The 23,742-nt window shown below is 75.7% G+C and carries 21 protein-coding genes; 20 read left to right on the top strand and 1 reads right to left on the bottom strand.

The genetic code is table 11. From position 1 onward, the window contains the following. Positions 1-41 precede the first annotated feature (41 nt). The 19 genes from rsmH (at position 42) to VKZ81_RS26415 (ending at position 21,669) form a co-directional block, all read left to right on the top strand. A complete protein-coding gene (rsmH, locus tag VKZ81_RS26505; RefSeq protein WP_324244415.1) occupies positions 42-1,022 on the top strand; it encodes a 16S rRNA (cytosine(1402)-N(4))-methyltransferase RsmH in 981 nt (326 codons plus the stop codon). Between the two features lie 49 nt (positions 1,023-1,071). After that, positions 1,072-1,923 (top strand): cell division protein FtsL, encoded by an 852-nt coding sequence (ftsL, locus tag VKZ81_RS26500; protein WP_324244414.1) that lies wholly within the window; start codon positions 1,072-1,074, stop codon positions 1,921-1,923. Continuing rightward, positions 1,923-3,779 (top strand): peptidoglycan D,D-transpeptidase FtsI family protein, encoded by a 1,857-nt coding sequence (locus VKZ81_RS26495; protein ID WP_324244413.1) that lies wholly within the window; start codon positions 1,923-1,925, stop codon positions 3,777-3,779. Before ftsL ends, VKZ81_RS26495 begins: the two co-directional genes overlap by 1 nt. 88 nt (positions 3,780-3,867) lie before the next feature. Continuing rightward, positions 3,868-4,728, top strand: a complete 861-nt coding sequence (locus VKZ81_RS26490; protein ID WP_324244412.1) for an alpha/beta fold hydrolase — start codon at positions 3,868-3,870, stop codon at positions 4,726-4,728. Between the two features lie 232 nt (positions 4,729-4,960). Beyond that, positions 4,961-6,430 carry a UDP-N-acetylmuramoyl-L-alanyl-D-glutamate--2,6-diaminopimelate ligase gene (locus VKZ81_RS26485; RefSeq protein WP_414709480.1) on the top strand — a complete coding sequence of 490 codons (1,470 nt, stop codon included), beginning with the start codon at positions 4,961-4,963 and terminating at the stop codon, positions 6,428-6,430. 69 nt (positions 6,431-6,499) lie between these two features. Beyond that, positions 6,500-7,909 (top strand): UDP-N-acetylmuramoyl-tripeptide--D-alanyl-D-alanine ligase, encoded by a 1,410-nt coding sequence (locus VKZ81_RS26480; RefSeq protein WP_324244410.1) that lies wholly within the window; start codon positions 6,500-6,502, stop codon positions 7,907-7,909. Next, on the top strand, positions 7,906-8,976 hold the full coding sequence (gene mraY, locus VKZ81_RS26475) for a phospho-N-acetylmuramoyl-pentapeptide-transferase (protein ID WP_324244409.1): 1,071 nt from the start codon (positions 7,906-7,908) through the stop codon (positions 8,974-8,976). The genes VKZ81_RS26480 and mraY overlap by 4 nt, the downstream gene beginning before the upstream one ends. Before the next feature lie 55 nt (positions 8,977-9,031). Beyond that, the gene (murD, locus tag VKZ81_RS26470) at positions 9,032-10,426 is read left to right on the top strand and encodes a UDP-N-acetylmuramoyl-L-alanine--D-glutamate ligase (protein ID WP_324244408.1); all 1,395 of its coding nucleotides are present in this window, start codon (positions 9,032-9,034) and stop codon (positions 10,424-10,426) included. Further along, complete coding sequence (gene ftsW, locus VKZ81_RS26465) at positions 10,423-11,859, top strand: putative lipid II flippase FtsW (protein ID WP_324244407.1); 1,437 nt, start codon at positions 10,423-10,425, stop codon at positions 11,857-11,859. Before murD ends, ftsW begins: the two co-directional genes overlap by 4 nt. Further along, complete coding sequence (gene murG / locus VKZ81_RS26460) at positions 11,856-13,010, top strand: undecaprenyldiphospho-muramoylpentapeptide beta-N-acetylglucosaminyltransferase (RefSeq protein WP_324244406.1); 1,155 nt, start codon at positions 11,856-11,858, stop codon at positions 13,008-13,010. Before ftsW ends, murG begins: the two co-directional genes overlap by 4 nt. Beyond that, positions 13,007-14,410, top strand: a complete 1,404-nt coding sequence (gene murC / locus VKZ81_RS26455; protein WP_324244405.1) for a UDP-N-acetylmuramate--L-alanine ligase — start codon at positions 13,007-13,009, stop codon at positions 14,408-14,410. Before murG ends, murC begins: the two co-directional genes overlap by 4 nt. Continuing rightward, entirely contained in the window at positions 14,410-15,222 is an 813-nt protein-coding gene (locus VKZ81_RS26450) for a cell division protein FtsQ/DivIB (protein ID WP_324244404.1), read from the top strand. The genes murC and VKZ81_RS26450 overlap by 1 nt, the downstream gene beginning before the upstream one ends. A 228-nt stretch (positions 15,223-15,450) precedes the next feature. Then, on the top strand, positions 15,451-17,052 hold the full coding sequence (gene ftsZ / locus VKZ81_RS26445; RefSeq protein WP_324244403.1) for a cell division protein FtsZ: 1,602 nt from the start codon (positions 15,451-15,453) through the stop codon (positions 17,050-17,052). Further along, positions 17,049-17,762, top strand: a complete 714-nt coding sequence (gene pgeF / locus VKZ81_RS26440; protein WP_324244402.1) for a peptidoglycan editing factor PgeF — start codon at positions 17,049-17,051, stop codon at positions 17,760-17,762. Before ftsZ ends, pgeF begins: the two co-directional genes overlap by 4 nt. A gap of 38 nt (positions 17,763-17,800) precedes the next feature. Next, a complete protein-coding gene (locus VKZ81_RS26435; protein WP_324244401.1) occupies positions 17,801-18,535 on the top strand; it encodes a YggS family pyridoxal phosphate-dependent enzyme in 735 nt (244 codons plus the stop codon). Between the two features lie 56 nt (positions 18,536-18,591). Further along, positions 18,592-19,281 (top strand): cell division protein SepF, encoded by a 690-nt coding sequence (locus VKZ81_RS26430; RefSeq protein WP_324244400.1) that lies wholly within the window; start codon positions 18,592-18,594, stop codon positions 19,279-19,281. A 29-nt stretch (positions 19,282-19,310) separates the two neighbouring features. Beyond that, complete coding sequence (locus VKZ81_RS26425) at positions 19,311-19,598, top strand: YggT family protein (RefSeq protein WP_324244399.1); 288 nt, start codon at positions 19,311-19,313, stop codon at positions 19,596-19,598. A gap of 50 nt (positions 19,599-19,648) precedes the next feature. Beyond that, positions 19,649-20,473, top strand: a complete 825-nt coding sequence (gene wag31 / locus VKZ81_RS26420) for a DivIVA-like cell division protein Wag31 (protein ID WP_324244398.1) — start codon at positions 19,649-19,651, stop codon at positions 20,471-20,473. Between the two features lie 65 nt (positions 20,474-20,538). Further along, the gene (locus VKZ81_RS26415; RefSeq protein WP_324244397.1) at positions 20,539-21,669 is read left to right on the top strand and encodes a hypothetical protein; all 1,131 of its coding nucleotides are present in this window, start codon (positions 20,539-20,541) and stop codon (positions 21,667-21,669) included. A gap of 181 nt (positions 21,670-21,850) precedes the next feature. Here the strand turns inward: VKZ81_RS26415 and VKZ81_RS26410 are convergent, their stop codons facing one another. Beyond that, positions 21,851-22,456: a methyltransferase domain-containing protein gene (locus VKZ81_RS26410; protein WP_324244396.1), complete on the bottom strand. Its 606-nt coding sequence runs from the start codon at positions 22,454-22,456 to the stop codon at positions 21,851-21,853. A 387-nt stretch (positions 22,457-22,843) separates the two neighbouring features. On the opposite strand from VKZ81_RS26410, the gene VKZ81_RS26405 reads away from it, so the two are divergent. After that, positions 22,844-23,742: class I tRNA ligase family protein (locus VKZ81_RS26405; RefSeq protein WP_324244395.1), on the top strand; the 899-nt coding region annotated here is incomplete at its 3' end.

The following is a 23,742-nucleotide window of genomic DNA, read 5'->3' as shown; positions in this document are numbered from 1 at the left end:
GGGCAACGCGGGGGCGGCGACACGGGGCAGGGAGGTGCGCGGTGACGCATCACGACCACGAGGACGGGCCAGCTGGGGCCAGGCACGTCCCCGTGGCCCTGCCCCGGGTCGCCGAGCTCCTCCGGCCCGCGCTCGCCGACCGGCGGGCGGTGCTCGTCGACGCCACCCTCGGGCTCGGCGGGCACGCGTCCGCGCTGCTCGCCGAGCACCCCCGGCTCACGCTGGTGGGGCTCGACCGCGATCCGGAGGCGTTGGAGATGGCCAGGCGGCGGCTGGCCGCCCACGCCGACCGGATCCGCCTCGTGCACGCCGTGTACGACCGCATCGCCGACGTGCTCGGGGAACTGGGGCTTCCCCGGGTCGACGGCGTGCTGTTCGACCTCGGCGTCTCGTCGCTGCAGCTCGACGTGACCGACCGCGGCTTCTCCTACGCCCGCGATGCGGACCTCGACATGCGGATGGACCCCACCACGGGCATCACCGCGGCCGAGGTCCTCAACACCTACCCGGTGCCCGAGCTGGCGAGGGTGTTGCGCGAGTACGGCGAGGAGCGCTTCGCCAACCGGATCGCCTCCGCCGTCGCGCGCAGGCGGGCCAAGGCGCCGCTGCGGCGCAGCAGCGAGCTCGTCGAGCTGCTCTACGAGGTGGTCCCCGCGGCCTCCCGGCGCACCGGGGGCCACCCGGCGAAGCGCACGTTCCAGGCGCTGCGCATCGAGGTCAACGGCGAGCTGGACGCGCTGCGCGCCGCGCTGCCGGCGGCGATCGACGCGCTGGCGGTCGGCGGCCGGATCGTGGTGCTCGCCTACCACTCGCTCGAGGACCGCATGGTCAAGCGGGAGTTCGCGGCGCGGGCGCGCTCGCGCACGCCGCAGGACCTGCCCGTCGAGCTCCCGGGACACGGTCCCGAGCTGCGCCTGCTCACCCGCGGGGCCGAGCAGGCGAGCGAGGAGGAGATCCGCGACAACCCGCGGGCGGCCCCGGTCCGCCTGCGTGCCGCCGAACGCATCCGGGAGGCGGCGTGACCGTCAGTCAGGAAGTGCAAGTGCAGGTCGTCGGGAACGGGGTGGTGTCATGAGTGCTCCAGTCACCGAGCGCGGGCGCACCGCCGTACGCGGCCGCACCGCGGCCATCCCCGCTCAGCGGGGCGTCGCCGGTGCCGCCGCGAGCGTCACCGCACCCGCGAAGCCCGCGGTCGAGCCGCCGAGCACGGCGCGCCGGTCCGCGGCGGCGGGCAAGGCGTACGCGCGTCGCGACGAACGGATGCGGCGCGCCGCGGGCGCCCGCACCGCCACCACGGCGGGACGGCCGCAGTTCGTGCTCCTGATCATGGTGCTGCTCGTCGTCGGGCTGGTCGCCACGCTGTGGCTGTCGACGGCCGCGGCGGCCGACTCGTACCGGCTCCAGGACGCCACCGCGGAGGCGCGGGTGCTCAGCGAGCAGGCCGAGCGGCTCAAGCAGGAGGTCGCGGTGCTCGCGTCCGCGCCCGAGCTGGCCCGCCGCGCGGGCGAGCTGGGCATGGTGCCGGTGCGCGACCCGGCCCGGCTCGTGGTCGCCCCGGACGGGAGCGTTTCGGTCGTGGGGGAGCCGCGCGCCGCGGTCCCGCCGCCGCCACCGCCCCCGCCGCCGGGCGATGGGCAGCCGGGCGATGGGCAGCCCGAGGAGGCCGTCGAGGGCGAGCAGCCGGGTCGGGCCACGCCGCCGGGCGAGGAGGAGGCGGCCACCGACCCGGAGACCACCGCAGGCGGGGACACCGCAGGCGAGGACGCGGACGCGAGCGAGGGCACCGAGCAGCTCGCCGCGCCCGCGGAGCAGGCGGCGCAGCCCGAACCCGACGGCGGCGAGCCCGCCCCGGAGGGGGAGGGCCAGGACGCGGGGGCCGGCCCGGCGGGGGCCGGCGCCGGTGACGGGACGGACGCGGGCTGATGCCGACGGCCCCGCCCCGGCCCAGGGCCGCCGGAGCGGCGGCCCGCCAGGCGCCGTCGTCGCGGCCCGCGGCGCGGCGCAGGCCGCCGGACCCGGCGGCGCTGACCGCCCGAAGGCTGCGGATCGGCCGCGTGCTGCTCGTGACGGTGCTGGCGATCGCGACGCTCAAGCTCGTCGTCGTCCAGACCGTGGAGGCGGGTGAGCTGCGGGCCGCGTCGGCGCGCCAGTCGACGACGAACATCCGCCTGCCCGCCGAGCGCGGCGCGATCCTCGACCGCGCGGGCGAGCCGCTCGCGTTCAGCGTCGACGCCCGCGCGCTCGTCGCCAACCCGCGGATGATCGCCCGGACCCACGGACCCGACGCACCCCGGTACGCCGCGGAGATGGCCGCGGCGGTCGCGGAGGCCACCGGGCAGGACCCGAACGACCTCACGCGCCTGCTCACCAGCGACCGCGGCTACGTGGTGCTCGCGAAGCTCGTCACCCCCGACGTCGCGCGCGCCCTGCGGGACCGGTTCCCCGAGATCGCCGAGGAGCGGCGCGAGGACCGGCAGTACCCGGGCGGGACGCTCGCGGCGAACGTCATCGGCGCCGCCACGTGGAACGCCGACGAGCGCAAGCTCACCGGCCGCGTCGGCCTGGAGAGCTCGCAGGACAACCTGCTCGCCGGGTTCGACGGGCTGCGCGTGGTCGACACGGCGGAGGACTCCAGCGCCGTGATCCCCGGCAGCACCCGGTTCGAGCGCGCCGCCGTGCAGGGCTCCGACCTGCGGCTGACCCTCGACTCCGACCTGCAGTACACCGTGCAGCAGGCGCTGGCGGACTACGTGCAGCGCACCGGGGCGGACCCGACGTCATCGGCCGTCGTGCTCGACGCCCGCACCGCCGAGGTGCTCGCCATGGCCAACGGCCGCACGTTCGACCCGCGCGACCTGTCCTCGGCGTCGCCGGAGCAGCTGGGCAACACGGCCGTGCAGTACACGTTCGAGCCAGGGTCGGTGAACAAGGTCATCACGATGGCCGCGGCGCTGGAGCACGGCGTGGCCGGGCCGAACGACGTCCTCACCGTGCCGGGCAGCATCCGGGTGGCCGATCGCACGATCCGGGACGCGTGGAGCCACGGCACCGAGCAGTACACGCTGACCGGGGTGCTGGCGAAGTCGTCGAACGTCGGCACGATCATGACCGCGCAGAAGGTGGGCGAGGAGCGGTTCGCCGAGATGCTCACCCGCTTCGGCCTCGGCCAGCGCACCGGCGTCGGCCTGCCCGGCGAGGAACCGGGCCAGGTGCCGCCGCGGGAGTCGTGGTCGGGCTCGACGTTCGGCAACCTGCCGATCGGGCAGGGCCTCACCGTCACCACGCTGCAGATGGCCGGGATCATGCAGACGGTCGCGAACGACGGCCTGCGGATCCCGCCGCGGATCATCGCGAGCACCACGGGGCCGGACGGCGTCGAGGTCATCCCGCCCGCCCCCGAGCCGGTGCGGGTGATCTCCGAGCAGACGGCCGCCACCCTGCGGACGATGCTCACCGCGGTCACGCAGGACGCGCGCGGCCAGCGCGGCACCGGCTACCAGGCGGCCGTGCCCGGGTACGTGGTGGCGGGCAAGACCGGCACGGCGCAGCAGGTGGACCCGGCCTGCGGCTGCTACTCGTCGCGGCTGCACTGGATCAACTTCGCCGGCATGCTGCCCGCCGAGGACCCGCGCTACGTCATCGCGATCATGCTCGACGCCCCGCGGCCGGGCACGAGCGCGGCGCCGCTGTTCCACGACATCGCCACCTACATCGCACAGCGCGAGCGGCTACCGGTGTCCGACCAGCCACCGCCGGTGCAGACCCTGCAGCTGCCGTAGCGCGGCGCCGCCGGCGGGCGGCCTTGACCCCGCAGCCCCGGGCGCGCACCATGCGCGGATCTCCGAAGGCCGGGGGGAGGGGGTCGCCGTGGAGCGCTTCGTCCGGGACGGCGGGCTCACGCTGTGCGTCGAGGGCTTCGGCGCCCCCGCCGACCCGGCGCTGCTGCTCATCGCGGGCAACGCGAGCTCGATGGACTGGTGGGACGACGAGCTGTGCGCGCGCCTGGCCGCGGGCGGCCGCTACGTCGTCCGCTACGACCCGCGCGACACCGGCCGGTCGACGCAGTGGCCCGCGGGCGCGCCCGGCTACACGGGCGCCGACCTCCGAGGCGACGTCCTGCGGGTGCTCGACGGGCTGGGCATCGCCGCGGCGCACCTGCTCGGCGTCTCCTCCGGTGGCGCGCTCGCCCAGCAGGTCGCACTCGCCGACCCCGCGCGCGTCCGCACGCTCACCCTGGTCGCCACGTCGTTCGGCGGCCCGGCGAGCGTGGAGTGGGACGACCTGCCGCCCCCGACCGAGGAGGTCGCGGCCCACTTCGCCGCGCCGCAGGCCGACCCGGACTGGAGCGACCGGGACGCCGTCGTCGCGCACGTCGTGGCCGAGCTGAGCGTGTTCGCCGGCACGCTGCCCACGGACCCCGAGCGGCTGGCCGCCGTCGCGGGCAGGCACTTCGACCGCACCCCGGACATGGCGGCGAGCTGGAAGAACCACTGGGTGGCCGACGCAGGCCCGCCGGTCACCGCGCCGGTCTCGAGCATCACCGCCCCGACCCTCGTGCTGCACGGCAGCGCCGACCCGCTGTTCCCCTACGGCCACGCCGTCGCGCTCGCCGCGGAGATCCCGGGCGCCCGGCTGGTCGCGCTGCCCGGCATGGGCCACGGGATGCCGCCACCGCCGGTGTGGGACGAGCTGGTCGCCGAGGTGCTCACCCACACCTCCGACGGGTGACCCGCCGCGTGCGCCGTGCGGTCCGCAACGGGCCGCGGACCCTGGGCGGATCACGCTCCGTGTGCGGTTGGTGCCGACCGACGCGCCCGGTGCGCCGCCCGGCGCGCGGACCGGTGACGCGCGGGCGGTGCGCGCAGGGGCGCGGACCGGCGCGCCGGTAGCCTTCCGCGACGTGTCGCCCGCGCGCGAAGCTCCACCCGCCCCGGCCGGCGCACCGCCGCGGCCGCGGGCGGTGCGGCCGGTGCCGCTCGACGTGCTCGGCGCGGCGATCGGGGTGCCCGCCCGGGGATCGGCGACCGTCACCGGGGTGACCCTGCGGGCCTCCGACGCCCGCCCCGGCGACCTGTTCGCCGCCGTCCGCGGCTCGCGCGCGCACGGGGCCGACCACGCCGCCGTCGCGATCGCGGCGGGCGCGGTGGCCGTGCTGACCGACCCGGACGGCGCCCGACGGCCCGCGCTGGCCGGCGTGCCGCTGCTCGTGCACCCGCGCCCGCGGGAGGTGCTCGGCACCGTGGCCGCGCAGGTCCACGGCGACCCGACCGCGCACCTGCGGGTGCTCGGCGTCACCGGCACCAGCGGCAAGACCACCACCGCCTACCTGCTCGAGGCGGGGCTCGCCGCCGCGGGCCGCACGGCGGGGCTGGTCGGCACCGTCGGCACGCGCATCGACGGCCGCCGCCTGCCCACCGCGCTCACCACGCCGGAGGCGCCGGACCTGCAGGCGCTGTTCGCGGTGATGGTCGAGGACGGCGTGACCGACGTGGCGATGGAGGTGTCCAGCCACGCGCTCGCCATGGGCCGGGTCGCGGGCACCCGGTTCGCGGTGGCGGCGTTCACCAACCTGTCGCAGGACCACCTGGACTTCCACCGCGACATGGAGGACTACTTCGAGGCCAAGGCCGCGCTGTTCGACGGCAGGGCCGAGCACGCGGTCGTCTGCGTCGACGACGAGTGGGGCAGGCGCCTCGCCGCCCGCACACCCGGGGCGGTCACCGTGACCGCCGCGGGCGCCGACGCGGCATGGCGCGCCGTCGATGCGACCACCGGGCACGACGGCACCCAGTCGTTCACCGCGATCACCCCGGACGGGCAGCGGGTCCCGGTGCGGCTGCGGCTGCCGGGCGCGTTCAACGTCGCCAACGCGGTGGTCGCGCTGGCGTGCCTCGACGCGGTGGGTGTGCCCGCCGCGGCGGCCGCCGAGGGCTTCGCCCAGGTCGCGGTGCCGGGGCGGATGCAGCGGATCGAGGAGGGCCAGCCGTTCCTCGCGATCGTCGACTACGCCCACAAGCCGGGCGCGGTGGCGGCGCTGCTGGACGCGCTGCGCCCGCAGGTGAAGGGCCGGCTGATCGTGGTGCTCGGCTGCGGCGGCGACCGCGACCGGGGCAAGCGCCCGCTGATGGGGGCGGCGGCCGCCGCGCGGGCGGACGTGCTGATCGTCACCGACGACAACCCGCGCACCGAGGACCCGGCCGCGATCCGCGCGGAGATGCTCGCCGGCGCGAAGGCCGAGCCCGGGGCGGGGGAGCTGGTGGAGATCGGGGACCGGCGGGCGGCGATCGCCGCCGCCGTGGCGTACGCGCGACCGGGGGGCGCGGTGGTCGTCGCGGGCAAGGGGCACGAGACGGGCCAGGAGGTCATGGGCGTCAAACACCCCTTCGACGACGCCGTGGAGCTCGCCGAGGCACTGCGGGGGATGCGGTGAGCGGCCGCGCGCACCGGGGTGATCGGATGTGCCCTCGAAGCGAGGGCGAGCGATGAGCAGGACGAGAGAATGATCGAGATGCGGCTGGCCGACGTCGCCGCCGTCACCGGTGGGCGCCTCCACCGGGCTTCCGGGGACGAGCGGGTGACCGCCGTCGAGTTCGACTCGCGCGCGATCGGGCCGGGCGGGCTGTTCGTCGCCCTGCCGGGCGAGCGGGTCGACGGGCACGACTTCGCGGGGGCGGCGGTGGCCGCCGGGGCGGCGGGCGTCCTCGCCGGGCGCGAGGTCGACGCCCCCGCGGTCATCGCGCCGCCGGTGGCCCGGCAGGAGGGCACCTACCTGGCCGAGGCCGACCGCGACGGCTCCGGGGCGGCGGTGCTCGCCGCCCTCGCGGCGCTCGCCCGGCACGTGGTGGGCGCGCTGCCCGCCACGACCGTCGTCGGGGTCACCGGCAGCTCCGGCAAGACGAGCACGAAGGACCTGCTCGCGGCGGTGCTCGCCCCGCTCGGGCCGACCGTCGCGCCCCCCGGCTCGTTCAACAACGAGCTCGGCCTGCCCTGGACGGCGCTGCGCGCCGACGCGGGCACCCGCCACCTCGTGCTGGAGTTCTCCGCGCGCGGCGTCGGGCACATCGCGCGGCTCGCCCAGGTGGCCCCGCCGCGGATCGGGGTGGTGCTCAACGTCGGGCGCGCACACCTCGGCGAGTTCGGCTCGGTGGAGGCGATCGCGCGGGCCAAGGGTGAGCTGGTCGAGGCGCTGCCCGCGGACGGCGTCGCGGTGCTGAACGCCGACGACCCGCTGGTCGCGGCGATGGCCGCCCGCACCGCGGCCCGCGTGGTGACCTTCGGGCGCGGTGCGGCGACGGTCCGCGCCGAGGACGTCCACCTCGACGGCGGGCGGGCCCGCTTCACGCTCGTGGCGCCCGCCGGCCGCGCCCGTGTCGCGCTGCGGCTCGTCGGCGAGCACCAGGTGGGCAACGCGCTGGCCGCCGCGGCCGTCGCGCTGGAGCTGGGCGGCACCCCGGACGGGGTCGCGGCGGCGCTCTCCGCCGCGGAGCCCGCCTCGCGGTGGCGGATGGAGGTCACCGAGCGGCCCGACGGCCTCACGGTCGTCAACGACGCCTACAACTCCAACCCCGACTCGATGCGGGCCGCGCTCGCGGCCCTCGCCGCGCTCGGCGAGGGCACCCGGCGGACCTGGGCCGTGCTGGGCCCGATGGCCGAGCAGGGCGAGGGCACCGCGGCCGTCCACGCCGAGGTCGCCGCGCTCGCCCGCAGCCTCGGCATCGACCGGCTCGTCGCCGTCGGCACCGGGGACTACCCGGGCGCGCGGCGCGTCGCCGACGTCGACGAGGCGGTGCGGCTGCTGCGCGCCGAGGCGGGGCCGGGGGACGTCGTGCTGGTGAAGGCCTCCCGCGCGGCCGGGCTGGAACGGGTCGCCGAGGGGCTGCTGCGCTCACCGGGACCGGTGCCCCGGTGAGAGGTGTGTTCATCGCCGCGGGCGTGGCGCTCGCGGTCTCGATCCTGCTGACGCCCTACCTCATCCGATTCTTCGCCCGGCAGGGGTTCGGGCAGGAGATCCGGGCCGAGGGCCCGCAGAGCCACCAGGCCAAGCGCGGGACGCCCACGATGGGCGGCGTCGCGATCCTGCTCGCGATCTGGCTGGGCTACCTCGCCTCGCACGCGCTGACCGGCGAGCCGATCACGGCGTCGGCCCTGCTGGTGTTGTTCCTGACCACCGCGCTGGGGGTCGTCGGCTTCCTCGACGACTTCATCAAGCTGCGGCGGGCCCGCAACCTCGGGCTGAACAAGACCTCCAAGACCGTGGGCCAGGTGCTCACGGCCACGATCTTCGGCATCCTCGCGCTGCGGTTCGCCAACGCCGACGGGCTCGCCCCCGCCTCCGACAGCCTGTCGTTCGTCCGCGACATCACGGTGCTGTCGTTCGGGTCGGTCGGGTTCGTGCTGCTCGCGAACCTGATCATCGCGGGCTGGTCGAACGCGGTGAACTTCACCGACGGCCTCGACGGGCTCGCGGCGGGCACCGGCGCGATCGTGCTCGCCACCTACACGATCATCGGGTTCTGGCAGTTCCGCAACAACTGCGCGATCGCCAGCGCCGCGGGCTGCTACCAGGTGCGCGACCCGCTCGACGTCGCGCTCGTCGCGGCCGCGGCGATGGGCGGCTGCATCGGGTTCCTCTGGTGGAACGCCGCCCCCGCCCGGATCTTCATGGGCGACACCGGCTCGCTCGCGCTCGGCGGCCTGATCGCCGGGCTGTCGATCGTCACGCGCACGGAGCTGCTGCTCGTGGTGATCGGCGGCGTGTTCGTGGTGGAGGTGCTGTCGGTGGCCGTGCAGATCGCGGTGTTCCGCACCACCCGGCGCCGCGTGTTCCGGATGGCGCCGTTCCACCACCACTTCGAGCTCGCCGGGTGGGCCGAGACCACGGTGATCATCCGGTTCTGGCTGCTGGCGGCCATGTGCGCCGCGCTCGGGCTCGGGCTGTTCTACCAGGAGTGGCTGACCGCGGCGGGCGGTGGCTGAGCCGCCGGACGAGCATGGTTGCATCGGTGACGACGCACGGGAGGGGGAGCCCACGATGAGGCCCGACGAGCTGTCCGGCGCCCGCGTGCTCGTGGCGGGCGCGGGCGTGTCGGGGCTCGCGGCCGCCGCTGCGCTCGTCGAGGCCGGGGCCCGGGTCACCGTCACCGACGCCCGGCCGGCGGCCCTCGCCGACCTGCCGCCCGGCGCCGAGGCGGGCGGCGACCCGGACGCCGTGCCCGCGGGCACCGACCTCGTCGTCACCTCGCCGGGCCGCCGCCCGGACCACCCGCTCGTCGCCGCGGCCGCCGCCGCGGGTGTGCCGCTGGTGGGGGAGCCCGAGCTCGCGTGGTGGCTCGGCCAGGGCATGGAGCGCCCGCCGGTGTGGCTCGCCGTCACCGGCACCAACGGCAAGACCACCACCACCGGGATGCTCGCCGCGATCCTGCGCGCCGCCGGCCGCGACGCGGTGGCCTGCGGCAACATCGGCTACCCGGTGGTCGAGGCGGTGCGCGCGGGGCACGAGGTGCTCGCCGTGGAGCTGTCGAGCTTCCAGCTGCACTGGTCGCCGTCGATCCGCCCGCTCGCCGGCTGCGTGCTCAACGTCGCCCACGACCACCTCGACTGGCACGGCTCGTTCGCCGCCTACGCCGCGGCGAAGGCGCGGGCGCTGCGGGCGGAGGTCGCCGTCGCCGGCGTGGACGACCCGGCGGCGGCCGCGCTGCTGGCCGAGTCGAGCGCGCCGCGCCGGGTCGGCGTCACCCTCGGCGAGCCGGGGCCCGACCAGCTCGGGATCGTCGACGGCGTGCTCACCGACCGCGCGTTCGGCGCAGGCCCGCTCGCCCCGGCCGCCGCCGTGCACCCCGCGGGTGAGCCCGGGCTGCTCGACGCGCTCGCCGCGGCCGCGCTCGCCCGCGCCGCGGGCGTCGGACCGGACGCCGTCCGCGCCGGCCTCGACGACTTCCGGCCCGGCCCGCACCGCGGCGCCGTGGTCGCCACCGTCGACGGGGTGCGCTACGTCGACGACTCCAAGGCCACCAACCCGCACGCCGCCGCCGCCTCGCTCGCCGCGCAGGCGCCCGCGCCGGTGGTCTGGATCGTCGGCGGCCTGCTCAAGGGCGCGTCCGTCGACGAGCTCGTCGCGCGGCACGCGGGCGGCTTGCGGGCCGCCGTCGTGATCGGCAGCGACCGGGCGGAGATCCTCGCCGCCCTGGCGCGACACGCGCCCGACCTCCCCGTCGCCGAGGTCGTGCCGGGCGACGATGCCCCCATGCCGACCGACGTCATGACGACCGCCGTGCGGCGCGCCGCCGCCTTCGCCCGCCCGGGCGACGTCGTACTGCTCGCCCCGGCCGCGGCGTCGATGGACCAGTTCACCGACTACGCCGAGCGCGGGTTGCGGTTCGCGGAGGCCGCCGCGGCGCTCGAGCACGCGGGGACGGGCGCGCCGTGACCGTGCCGTGGCAGCGGGCGGGCGACCGGGCCCCCGGCGGGGAGCGGGGCCGGTCGGCGCGCGCCTCGTCGCGGGGCGGCGGCTCCCGCGGCGGTTCGTCCCGCGGTCGCGGGAAGGGCGGGCGCGGCTCGGGCAGAGGCGCCGCCGCCGCGCTGCTTCCCGGGCGGGGCGCGTTCAGCCCGCACGGGGTGCGCGTCGCGGTCGCCCGCACGGCGTCGGCGCTGGGCCAGTGGCTGCGCCGCCCGCTCACGTCGCTGCACCTCGTGCTCGGCGTGTTCGGGCTGCTCACGTTGTTCGGGCTGGTGATGGTGCTGTCGGCGTCGTCGGTGGAGTCGTTCACCGCCGACGGCTCGTCGTACTCGGTGTTCACCCGGCAGCTGATGTTCTGCGGGCCCGGCCTGCTGATGTTCTACCTCGGGCTGCGCATCTCCCCGCGCCGGTTGCGCTCGCTCGCCCCCGCCTCGCTCATCGTCGGGGTGCTGGCGCTGGTCGCGGTGCTGTTCGTGGGGGAGACCCGCAACGGCTCGCGCGCCTGGTTCGCGATCGGATCGTTCTCCGTGCAGCCGTCCGAGGCGGTGAAGGTGGCGCTCACGCTGTGGGGCGCCCACGTGCTCGTCGCCCGCCGCGCCGTCATGCACCGGTGGAAGTACGCGCTCTCGCCGGTCGTGCCGGTCACGGTCGTGCTGCTCACGCTGCTCGTCCTGCAGCCCGACCTGGGCATGACGATCTCGCTCGGCGTCGTGCTCGTCGCGCTGCTGTACTTCGGCGGGGCCCCGATGGGGCTGATCCTCGCGCTCTCGGCGGGCGCCGCGGCCGGGGCGATCGCGCTCGCGTTCAGCGCCGAGTACCGGATGAGCCGCATCACCGCCTTCCTCAACCCGGAGAAGGCCGACCCGCTCGCGGCGGGCTTCCAGGCGCAGCAGGCGCTGTACTCCCTCGCCGACGGCGGGCTCTTCGGGCAGGGCCTCGGGCAGGGCCGGGCAAAATGGAGCTACCTGCCCAATGCCCACAACGACTTCATCTTCGCGATCGTGGCCGAGGAGCTCGGGTTCATCGGCGCGTTCGCGGTGCTCGCCTTGTTCGCCACGCTCGCCTACACCGGCTTCCGGATCGCCGCCCGCAGCGCCGACCCGTGGCTGCGGCTGGTCGTGGCGACGTCCACGACGTGGCTCGTCACCCAGGCCGCCATCAACATCGGCTACGTGGTGGGGCTGCTGCCGGTGACCGGGCTGCAGCTCCCCCTGATCTCCTCGGGAGGCACGTCGCTCGTGGTCACCATGTTCGTCTTCGGGGTGCTCGCCAACGCCGCGCGGCACGAACCGGAGGCCATCGCGGCGCTCAAGCAGCACGGGGAGGGCCGCATCGCCCGGCTGCTGCGGCTGCCGCCGCCCCAGCCGTACCGGGCGCCGGTGCAGCGGGGACGGGTGCGATGAGCGCGGCGTCGACCCCGGCGCCCGGCCCCGGCCCGGGCGGGCCGTCGATCGTCGTCGCGGGCGGGGGGAGCGGCGGGCACATCGAGCCCGCGCTGGCCTTCGCCGACGCCGTGCGCGCGCTGCGGCCGGACGCGCGCATCACCGCGCTCGGCACCGAGAAGGGCCTGGACACCACGCTGATCCCGGCGCGCGGCTACCCGCTCGAGCTGATCCCGCCGGTGCCGTTGCCGCGCAAGCCCACCGCCGACCTGCTGCGGCTGCCGGGCAAGATCCGCACCGCGGTCGGGCGGGTGCGCGAGGTGCTCGCCGGCGTCGGCGCGCAGGCGGTGGTCGGGTTCGGCGGCTACGTCGCGCTGCCCGCCTACCTGGGTGCCCGCGGGCGGGTTCCGATCGTCGTGCACGAGGCCAACGCCCGCGCGGGCCTCGCCAACAAGGTCGGCGCCCGGTTCGCCGACGTCGTCGCGGTCGCGGTGCCCGGCAGCGGGCTGCCCGGCGAGCGGGTGGTGGGGATGCCGCTGCGGCGCTCGATCACCTCCCTGGACCGCCAGGGCCTGCGCGCGGAGGCCCGCCGGTTCTTCGGCCTGCCGCCGCAAGGGCCGGTGCTGCTGGTCTTCGGCGGCTCGCTCGGCGCCCGCACGCTCAACACCGCCCTCGCCGCCGCGCTGCCCGAGCTGCTGCGGGCCGGCATCGCCGTGCTGCACTCGCACGGCAAGGGCGGCGAGCCCGCCCCACCCGCGCCCGGGTACGTCGGCCTGCCGTACATCGAGCGCATGGACCTCGCCTACGCCGCCGCCGACGCCGTGCTCTGCCGGGCGGGCGCCACCACCGTCGCGGAGGTGTCGGCCGTCGGCCTGCCCGCCGTCTACGTGCCGCTGCCGCACGGCAACGGCGAGCAGGCGCTCAACGCCCGGCCGGTGGTCGACGCGGGCGGCGGGGTGCTCGTCCCGGACGCCGAGCTCACCGGGCAGCGGGTGGTCGCCGAGCTGGTGCCGCTGCTGCGCGACCCGCGCCGGCTCGCCGGGGCCGGGGCCGCGGCCCGCTCGTCGGGGCACGCCGACGCCGCCGACACGCTCGCCCGCATGGTCCTGGAGCTGGTCGGGGCCACCCCGGAACCGGCCACGCAGGTCCTGCCGCCGTGGAGGGATCGATGACCGAGCTCGAGAAGCGCGTCCACCTCATCGGGATCGGCGGTGCCGGGATGAGCGGCATCGCCCGGATCCTGCTGGCCAGGGGGGTGGCGGTGTCGGGGTCGGACGCGAAGGACTCCCGCACCGTGCTCGCGTTGCGCGCGCTCGGCGCCGACGTCGCGATCGGCCACGACCCGGCCCACCTGCCCGAGCCGCCCGCCACCGTGGTGGTGTCGTCGGCCATCCGCGAGACCAACCCCGAGCTCGCCGCCGCCCGCGAGCGCGGCCTGCCGGTCGTGCACCGCGCCCAGGCGCTCGCCGCCCTCACCGCCGGGCGACGGCTCGCCGCCGTCACCGGCACGGCGGGCAAGACCTCCACCACGTCGATGCTCACCGTGGCGCTGCAGCACTGCGGGCTCGACCCGTCGTTCGCGATCGGCGGGGACCTGGCCGCGTCCGGGTCCGGCGCCCACGAGGGCAGCGGCGACGTCTTCGTCGTGGAGGCCGACGAGAGCGACGCGTCGTTCCTCGCGTTCTCGCCCGAGGTGGCGGTGGTGACGAACGTCGAGGCCGACCACCTCGACCACTACGGCGACGCCGAGGCCTACATCGCGGCGTTCGACGAGTTCCTCGGCCGGATCGTGCCCGGCGGGGCGCTCGTGACGTGCGTCGACGACCCGGGCGCCGCCGCGCTCGCCGCCCGCGCGCAGGCGCGGGGCATCCGGGTGCGCCGCTACGGGCGCGCCGCCGACGCCGACGCGCGCCTGGTCGACTTCCGCCCCGACGGCACCGGCGCCCGCGTCGTGCTGCGCCACGCCGACCGCGAGCACCTGTTGCGGCTCGCCGTGCCCGGCGAGCACATGGCGCTCAACGCGCTCGGCGCGCTGCTCGCCGGGGTCGAGCTGGGCGCGGCGCCGGACGTGCTGCTGGCCGGGCTCGCCGCGTTCGACGGCGTCAGGCGGCGCTTCGAGTTCCGCGGCCGCGCCGCGGGCGTCGCGGTCTACGACGACTACGCCCACCACCCGAGCAAGGTCGCCGCGCAGCTGCGGGCGGCCCGGCAGGTCGTCGAGGGCCAGGCCGAGCAGGGCGGCCGCGTGGTCGTGGCGTTCCAGCCGCACCTGTACTCCCGCACCCGCGACTTCGCCCGCGAGTTCGGCGAGGCGCTCGGGCTCGCCGACGAGGTGGTCGTACTCGACGTGTACGGCGCGCGCGAGGACCCGCAACCGGGCGTGAGCGGCGCGCTGATCGCCGACGCGGTGCCGCTGCCGCGCGAGCGGGTGCGGTTCGTGCCGCGCTGGGAGGACGTGCCGGCCGTCGTGGCCGGGATCGCGCGGGCGGGCGACCTCGTCATCACGATGGGCGCGGGCGACGTCACCGTGCTGGCCCCGGAGATCCTGCTGGAGCTGGAGAAGCGGGAGAAGTGATGGCGCGCCCCGGTCGCGGACGGCGCGGCGGCGACGGCCGAGCGGGCGATCGCGCGGTCGCCGAGCGCCCCGCCGCCCGCCCGCCGCGCGACCCGCAGCCGCCGCGGCGGCCGGTTCCGAGGGCGCGCTACCGGCGCCGCCGCCTCGCGGCGCTGCTGATCGGGCTGGTCGTGCTGGTCGGGCTCGGCTTCGGCGTGCGGGTGCTGCTCTACGACTCCGGCCTGTTCGACGTGGAGGCCGTCGAGGTCGCCGGGCTGGTCACGCTGCAGGAGGACGACGTGCGTGCCGCCGCGGGTGTGCCGCTGCACGCCCCGCTCGCCGCCATCGACACCGACGCCGTGGCGGAGCGGGTCGCCGCGCTGCCCCCGGTGGAGTCGGTGCACGTGGGCCGGTCGTGGCCGCACACGGTCGCGGTCACCGTCACCGAGCGGGTGCCGGTGGCGACCGTGTCCACCTCGCAGGGGCCCGCGCTCGTCGACCGCACCGGCGTCGTCTACCGGGGGGCGCCTGCACCCGACCTGCCGCGCCTGGTGACCTCGCCGCGCACGGGGGACCCGGCGACGCTCGCCGCGGTCGCCGTGCTCACCTCCCTTCCCGACGAGCTGCACGCGCAGGTCGAGTCCGTCGGCGCGAGCGTCGTGTCCCCGGGCGCGCCCGGCCAGGTCACGCTGCGCCTCGCCGACGGCAAGGAAGTCCGCTGGGGCACCCCGGAGCGGGCCGAGGAGAAGGCCGCGACGCTCTCCGCGCTGCTCACGCAGCCCGGCACCGTGTACGACGTGACGAGCCCCGACCTGCCGACGATCCGCCGTTGATCACACCGGCCGGGTGGCCGCGGGTCGCCCGCTAAGGTGACGAACCGGCCCCCGGTCGCCCGTTCTCCCGGGCCGGAGGGAAAGATCAGCATCGAAGATCGACCCCTTTGGGGGCTGGCGCGCCAGCGGCGCGCCTGCTGGACCGAGACCGGGACGAGACCTAGCGTCTCCACCGGATGGCCCGGACCCCCGGGGACGGACCCGAGCTTGACTGGAAGGTGCGCCCTTATGACGCCCCCGCACAACTACCTGGCCGTGATCAAGGTCGTCGGCATCGGTGGCGGCGGCGTGAACGCCGTCAACCGCATGATCGAGGTCGGCCTGAAGGGCGTCGAGTTCATCGCGGTGAACACGGACGCGCAGGCCCTGCTGATGTCCGACGCCGACGTCAAGCTCGACATCGGTCGCGAGCTGACGCGCGGCCTCGGCGCCGGCGCCAACCCCGAGGTCGGCCGCAAGGCCGCCGAGGACCACCGCGAGGAGATCGAGGAGGTCCTCAAGGGGGCCGACATGGTCTTCGTCACCGCGGGCGAGGGCGGCGGCACCGGCACCGGCGGCGCGCCGGTGGTCGCGTCGATCGCGCGCAAGCTCGGTGCGCTCACCATCGGCGTGGTCACGCGGCCGTTCACGTTCGAGGGCCGCCGCCGGGCCGCGCAGGCCGAGGAGGGCATCACCTCGCTGCGCAACGAGTGCGACACCCTCATCGTCATCCCCAACGACCGGCTCCTGCAGCTCGGTGACGTGGGCGTGTCGCTGATGGACGCGTTCCGCTCCGCCGACGAGGTGCTGCTGTCCGGTGTGCAGGGCATCACCAACCTGATCACCACGCCGGGCCTGATCAACCTCGACTTCGCCGACGTCAAGTCCGTCATGTCCGGCGCGGGCAGCGCGCTCATGGGCATCGGGTCCTCGCGCGGCGAGGGCCGCGCCGTGCAGGCGGCGGGCAAGGCGATCAATTCGCCGCTGCTGGAGGCCTCCATGGACGGGGCACAGGGCGTCCTGCTGTCCATCGCGGGCGGCTCCGACCTCGGCCTGTTCGAGATCAACGAGGCCGCCTCGCTGGTGCAGGAGGCCGCGCACCCCGAGGCCAACATCATCTTCGGGACGGTGATCGACGACTCGCTGGGCGACGAGGTCCGCGTCACCGTCATCGCCGCCGGCTTCGAGGCGGGCGGGCCCACGCACAAGAAGCTGGAGCCCACCGCGTTCAAGTCGCAGGAGAAGGAGAAGGCCTCCCCCGGGGTGATCGCGCAGGGGGTGAGCGGCACGACGTCCTCGGGCGGCTCCTCCGGCGGCGCGCCGGCGCAGGGCAACGGGGCGACCGGGGCCACCGCCTCCGGGTCCGCCGCGGGGACCGCGCCGCAGGCCTCCGCCGCCCCGACCCCGCCGACGGCCGCACCCGCCGCGAGCGCGTCGGTGCCCGCCGCGGCGTCGACCACCGCGCCCGCGGCGGGCAACGGCACCGCCGCGAACGGCACCGCGGAGAACGGCACCACCGCGAACGGCACCACCGCGAACGGCACGGGGCACACCGGCAACGGCTCGTCCGGTGCGCAGTCGTCCGGCGCGCAGTCGGTGCCCTACACCAGCGGGCGCGCGACGGCCCAGCCGGCCGCGCCCAGCACCCCCAACCAGGCGGGCACCCTGCCTCCCGCCGCGCCGCCGGCCACCGGCACGTTCTCCGCCGCGGCGCCGCGCCAGGCCGACCCGGTGCCCGAGCCGCAGCGGCCGCACCCCGCCGAGCGCTCCACCTCGTCCCTCTACACGCAGCCGGTGGACGTCGCGGACCTCGACGACGACGTGGACGTGCCACCGTTCATGAAGAGGTGAGCTTCCGCGTCCGACGGGTGGTGACCACCCGGGCGGGCGGCCGCTCCCGCGGTGACTTCGCCTCCTTCAACCTGTCCCCGCGCGTCGGGGACGACCCGGCGAGCGTCGCGGCCAACCGGGAGCGGCTGCGCCGCGAGCTCGGGGTGCCGGTGGTGTTCCTCGAGCAGGTGCACGGGACGAACGTCGCCACCATCGACGCCGTCCCCGACCCGGACGCCCCCGACGTGCCCGCCACCGACGCCGTGGTCACCGCGTTGCCGAGGGTCGGGATCGCGGTGCTCGCCGCCGACTGCGTGCCGGTGCTGCTCGCCGACCCCGCCGCCGGGGTCGTTGGCGCCGCGCACGCCGGCCGGGTGGGCGCCGCCGCGGGCGTGGTGCCCGCGACCGTCGAGGCGATGGAGGCGCTCGGCGCCCGCCGCGACGCCCTCGAGGTGCTGCTCGGGCCTGCGATCTGCGGCGGCTGCTACGAGGTGCCCGAGCGGATGCGCGCGGAGGTGGACGCGCGCCTGCCCGGCAGCGCCGTGCGGACCCGGCGGGGCACGCCGGGGCTGGACCTGCGCGCCGGCCTCTACCACCAGCTCGTCGAGCTGGGGGTGGCCCGCATCGGCGGGGACCCGCGCTGCACGCGGGAGACCCCCGATCTCTACAGCCACCGCCGCGACCCGCGCAGCGGGCGTCAGGCGGCGATCACCTGGCTCGACCCGCGGTGACGCGGCCCCGTTGGGGCGCGCGCGGGCGAGGGGGTTCGATGGAGCGCGTGGATCGACGTTCGGAGCTCGAAGAGCGGCTGGCCGCAGTCCGGGAGCGGATCCGCCGGGCGTGCGTCGCCGCCGGCCGGGACCCCGCCTCCGTCGAGCTGCTGGCGGTGACGAAGACCGTGCCCGCGGAGGACGTCGCGACGCTGATCGACCTCGGGCTGACCGCGTTCGCGGAGAACCGCGTGCAGGAGGCCGAGGCGAAGGTCGAGGCGGTGGCCCGGCTGCGCCCGCAGGCGCGGCCGCGCTGGCACATGGTCGGCACGCTCCAGCGGAACAAGGCCAAGTCCGTCGCGCGCTGGGCCGATCGGGTGGAGTCGGTGGATTCCATCCGGCTCGCGGACGCGTTGGATGCGGCCGTACGGCGCGAGCAGGAGACCGGTCGGCGCACCGATCGGTTACCGATCCTGATCCAGTACAGCGTCGACGGTGACCCACGGCGAGGGGGTGTCCCCCGAGCGGACCTCCTCCCGCTCGCCGAACACGTCGCCACGTGCGCCGGGCTGCACCTCGCCGGGCTGATGTCCGTCGCCCCGTTGGGGGCCGACCCGGACGAGGCGTTCGCCGACGTCGCCGCGGCGGCCGCCGAACTGCGTGATCGATTTCCGCAGGCCACGGTCCTCTCGGCCGGGATGAGCGGCGATCTGGAGGCCGCGATCCGGCACGGATCGGGTGTGGTGCGTGTCGGAACGGCCCTTGTGGGGGACCGACCGATAACCTCGCGGTGATCGTCGGTCACCGGTGCTGTGACCGGCCGTCGGGGCAGTCGATGATGGGAGCGCGGATGGGCGCGATGTACCGGCTCAAGGCCTACTTCGGCATGGTGCCCGCCGAGGAGATGGGCGAGTACGCCGACGAGCCCCTCGCCGACCGTTACCCGGGGGCGCGCCGCGACCGCTCGGTGCGCGACTACGCCAACGAGCGCTGGGACGACCGGTTCGCCTACGAGGACGATTCCGACCCGGTGCGGCGCGACCGCTACGACGACGAGTGGGACCGCCGGCCCGCGCGTCCCGCCGCCGACCGGGGCCAGGCGCGCGGCTCCGTGGGATCCCCGGTCCGCGGGGCCCTCGCCATGGAGCCTGACCTGCAGGAACCGGTGCGCCCCACCGGCGCGGCGCCGGCCGTGGTGCCCGAGCAGCGCGACCGCGCGAACGGCGCGTCCGCGCTCGCCCGGATCACCACGCTGCAGCCGCGCAGCTACCGGGACGCGCGCACGATCGGCGAGAGGTACCGCAGCGGCGTACCGGTGATCATGAACCTGACCGAGCTCGACGCGGCCGAGGCCAAGCGCCTCGTCGACTTCGCGGCCGGCCTGGTGTTCGCCCTCCACGGCGGGTTCGACAAGGTCACCAACCGGGTGTTCCTGCTGACCCCGGCCGACGTCGAGGTGTCGGCGGAGGACGCGCGGATGCTCGCCCAGCGCAGCGTCTCGGGCGCCTCCGACCCGGACCGCGGCTTCCGGGGGGAGTGACGGACGTGGTCCGCGGCTAGGATCGCGACGTGCTCGCCATCCAGTTCGTCGTCTACTACCTGCTGTTCTTCTTCTGGCTCATGCTCGTGGGCCGGATCGTCGTGGAGCTCGTGCGCAGCTTCGCGCGCCAGTGGGTACCGGCGGGCCCGAGCGCCGTCGCGCTCGAACTGATCTTCACAGCGACCGACCCGCCCGTGAAGTTGTTGCGGAGAGTGATCCCCGTCCTCCGCATCGGCGGCGTTGGACTGGACCTGTCGATTATGGTTCTACTGCTGGTGGTGTTCATACTGATGAACGTTGCCCAGCCGACGCCGTAGTGAGCCCCAGTCACACGGTGCCGCCGCCGAGGACTGCATGAGGTGATCCGATGCCGCTGACGCCCGCCGACGTCCACAACGTCGCGTTCAGCAAGCCCCCGATCGGGAAGCGGGGGTACAACGAGGACGAGGTCGACGCGTTCCTGGACCTGGTCGAGGCCGAGCTGGCTCGCCTGATCGAGGAGAACGAGGACCTGCGCGAGCAGGTCGCTCAGCTCGAGCAGCGCCTCGGGAACGCGCAGGCCGACCTGGAGGAGGCCCGTTCGCGACCTGCCGCGATGGGCGCGGTGTCCCCGCCCACGCAGCAGATCCAGCGGCAGGAGCCCGGACGCGCCATGGGCGCGGCGCTCGAGGCCGAGGGCGGCGACCACCACGTGCAGGTCGCGAAGGTCCTGAGCATGGCCCAGGAGATGGCCGAGCGGCTCACCGCCGAGGCCAAGAGCGAAGCCGACGCCATGCTCAGCGACGCGCGCACCAAGTCGGAGCAGCTGCTGTCGGAGGCCCGCAGCAAGGCCGACGCGCTCGTCAACGACGCTCGTGCCCGGGCCGAGACGATGCTCAACGACGCGCGCACCAGGGCGGAGACCCTGGAACGGCAGTCGCGCGACAAGGCCGCCACGCTGGTCGGCGACGCCGAACGCAAGCAGGCCGAGATCATCGGCACCATCACGCGTGACAAGTCGGTGCTCGAGAAGAAGATCGACGAACTGCGCACCTTCGAACGCGAGTACCGCACCCGGCTCAAGACGTACCTGGAGTCGCAGCTGCGCGACCTCGGGGAGCGTGGCTCCGCAGCGCCGTCCGACAGCCGGTCCAGCTCGAACGGCGGATACGCCTCCACCGGCTACGGCCAGCGCGCCGACGCCGGGAGCTGACCTCGACCGACCCGGGTGGTGCGGCCCGATCCGTCACGCCGCACCTCCGCAACACGGAGTGAGACGTGCTGCTGCTGGTCCTGATCCTCGTTCTGATCGCCTTCGGCCTGCTGGTCGTGGCCCTGCTCTCGGGCAGCGTCCTGTGGGCCTGGGTGTCCGTGGGTGTGAGCGTCGCCGCCGCGGCGGTGTTGCTCATCGACTGGCTGCAGCGACGGAGCGCGGTACGGGCCGGTGCCGAGGCCGCTGCCGTCCCCGCCGCCGGAGAACCGCTCCGCGCGCGTTCTCAGGACCCGGAGCCGGTCACCGAGGTGCTGCCGGTCATCCCGCGCTCGGCCGACGACCCCGGCCGTGACGAGGGGACGACCGGTGAGCGGTTCGACGACGCGTCGGACGCGACCAAGACCGTCGTGATGCCCGCCGTGCAACCGTCCGCCTCTGCTGGGCTACCGCCCGGCGCTTCCGGCGATTCCACCTCGTCGGGCGGGGATTCGTCACCCAGCGTGACGGATTCCGGTGCCGCGGCTACCACGGCCACACCTTCAGCGGGCCCGGACGAGGGGCCCGCCGCCGGCGACGCGGCGCCCACGACGGTCGCGCCCGCGGCCGCCGAGCAGGGCGGCGCCGCACCGCCCACCGAGGCCGCCGCGAGCGGCGGCACCGACGCCGCCGCCTCCGACCAGGGCTCGACCACCACCTCGCCCGCGGCGCAGGAGCCGGAGGGCACCGCCGGGTCCGCCGAGGGACCCGGCGACGGCGCGCAGGCCGCCGGCGACGCCCCGGCGGCCGAGGCCACCGACGCGACGAAGGACGAGGACGCGGCGGACGGGCAGGCGGCGACCGCGGAGCAGGAGGACGCCGAGCCCGCGGGTGCGGCCGGTGCCGCTGCCGGTGTCGCTGCCGGCGCCGCCGCGGAGTCCGGATCCGACCCGGGCGCCGAGTCCGCGCCACCGCAGGCCGACGCGGAGCCGCCGGAGGAGACCCCGGACGCCGGGGCGGCCGCGGTCGTCGCGGGTCTGGAGTCGGAGGTGCTGGTCGTCGACGAGCAGCCGCGCTACCACATGAGCGGTTGCCGGGCCCTCGAGGGCAAGCCGACGATCCCGCTCCCGGTCCGGGAGGCGGTCGAACTGGGCTTCACCCCGTGCGCGTGGTGCACGCCGGTGCGCGCGCTCACGGCGCAGGAGCCCGCCACGCGGTAGTCCGCGCGTCCCCACCCGGGAGCCGGGCGAGGAAGGCGTAGCCGTGGACCTCGAAGGTCCTGGCATTCGCCTCGCCCGCGGCGCCCGCGAACGTGTCGACCGGTTCGCCGATCACCACGTCGACGAAGCCGCACTCCTCGAGCATCCGACGCCAGCCCGACCTGGGCAGCCCGCCGGCGATTCAACCGGTCCAGAGGTCGATGTCCTGGGCGGCGGCCTCCGGTATCGGCCGCCCGTTGGCGATGTCGGCGAACTGCAGCCTGCCGCCGGGCCGGAGCACCCGCCGGATCTCGCCGAACACGGCGCGCTTGTCCGCGCACAGGTTGACGACGCCGTTGGAGATCACCACGTCGGCCCAGCCGTCCTCGACCGGGAGCGCCTCGGCGAGCCCCTCGCGGTACTCGACGTTCTCCAGCCCCAGCGCAGCAGCGGTTGCGCCGGCTCTCGCGAGCATGTCGGGCGTCATGTCGACCCCGATCACGCTGCCGGCGGACCCGACCTGGGAGGCGGCGACGACCGTGTCGAACCCGGCCCCGGAACCGACGTCCACGACGCGCTCGCCCGGCAGCAGGGGGTGCAGCGAGAACGGGTTGGCGACACCGGCGAACGACTCGACGGCCGGTTCGGGCAGGGTCGCGAGCAGGCCGGGCTCGTAGCCGAGCCGCCGGGCGAGGGGGCGGCCGGTGTGGAAGTGGAAGCCGCGCCCGGGGAAGCGGGCCACCTCGCGGTACTTCTCGCGGACCTGCTCGCGGAGGGCCTCCTGGTCCACGCTCGCGCCGGTTGGCATCGTCGACCACCGCCTTCTCCGGCTGGCCCCGGACGGAGGTGAGTCTAGCCCCGTTGCACCGCAGGGGATCCGCGAAATCCGAGGTCGGCACGGCCGGGTCCGGCTCGGGGGAGCATCCGCGCCGGGCGTTCGAGGCCGGCGGAATACCGGGTGGCGGCGGGGCGCTACCCTTGTCACACAGGCACTGATCCGGCCATCACCGGGGAGCCTCCGGAAGAAACGCCCGTCCGCGGGCGGAGTAGAACCGGACGGGTCGGCCCGTCACAGCCGTCGAACGAGAGGCCGTTCCACCACGGGGCGGCAAGCGGGGTGGTACCGCGGCGCTCGCGTGAGCGTCGTCCCCGTGCCGGCAGCAGCACGAGCCACGCACGAGGAGCACCACTCGTCATGAGCGACCGTTATCCGTCGGTCCCCGCCCACCCGTCCTTCCCCGCGCTCGAGCGCGAGGTACTGGACGCTTGGGAGCGCGACGGCACCTTCCGCGCTTCGGTCGAGGCCCGGCCCGCCGGCGAGAACGGCAGCAACGAGTTCGTCTTCTACGACGGCCCGCCGTTCGCCAACGGCCTGCCGCACTACGGCCACCTGCTCACCGGCTACGTCAAGGACATCGTCCCGCGCTACCAGACCATGCGCGGCAAGCGCGTGGAGCGCCGCTTCGGCTGGGACACCCACGGCCTGCCCGCCGAGCTCGAGGCGATGCGCCTCAACGGCATCAAGACCACCGACGAGATCGTCGAGATGGGCATCGACAAGTTCAACGACGCCTGCCGCGCGTCGGTGCTCAAGTACACCGGCGAGTGGCGCGACTACGTCACCCGCCAGGCGCGCTGGGTCGACTTCGACCACGACTACAAGACCCTCAACCCCGACTACATGGAGTCGGTCATCTGGGCGTTCAAGACGCTCTACGACAAGGGTCTGGTCTACGAGGGCTTCCGCGTCCTGCCCTACTGCTGGCAGGACGAGACCCCGCTGTCCAACCACGAGCTGCGCATGGACGACGAGGTCTACCAGAACCGCCAGGACCCCGCGGTGACCGTCGGCTTCCGGCTGGACGGCGACGACGAGCTCGGGGGCGTGCTCGCCCTCATCTGGACCACGACGCCGTGGACGCTGCCCTCCAACCTTGCGGTCATGGTGGGCGACGACATCGACTACGTCGTGGTCGAGTCCGACGGCCCGACCGGCGACGTGCAGCGCTACCTGATCGCCGAGGCGCGACTGGCCTCGTACAAGCGCGAGCTCTTCCCCGACGCCGACGAGGCGACCGTCGTGGCGCGCTACCG

The sequence above is a fragment of the Pseudonocardia sp. genome (assembly GCF_035305885.1).
Lineage (GTDB): Bacteria > Actinomycetota > Actinomycetes > Mycobacteriales > Pseudonocardiaceae > Pseudonocardia.
This window is presented reverse-complemented; position numbering and strand designations above follow the sequence as displayed.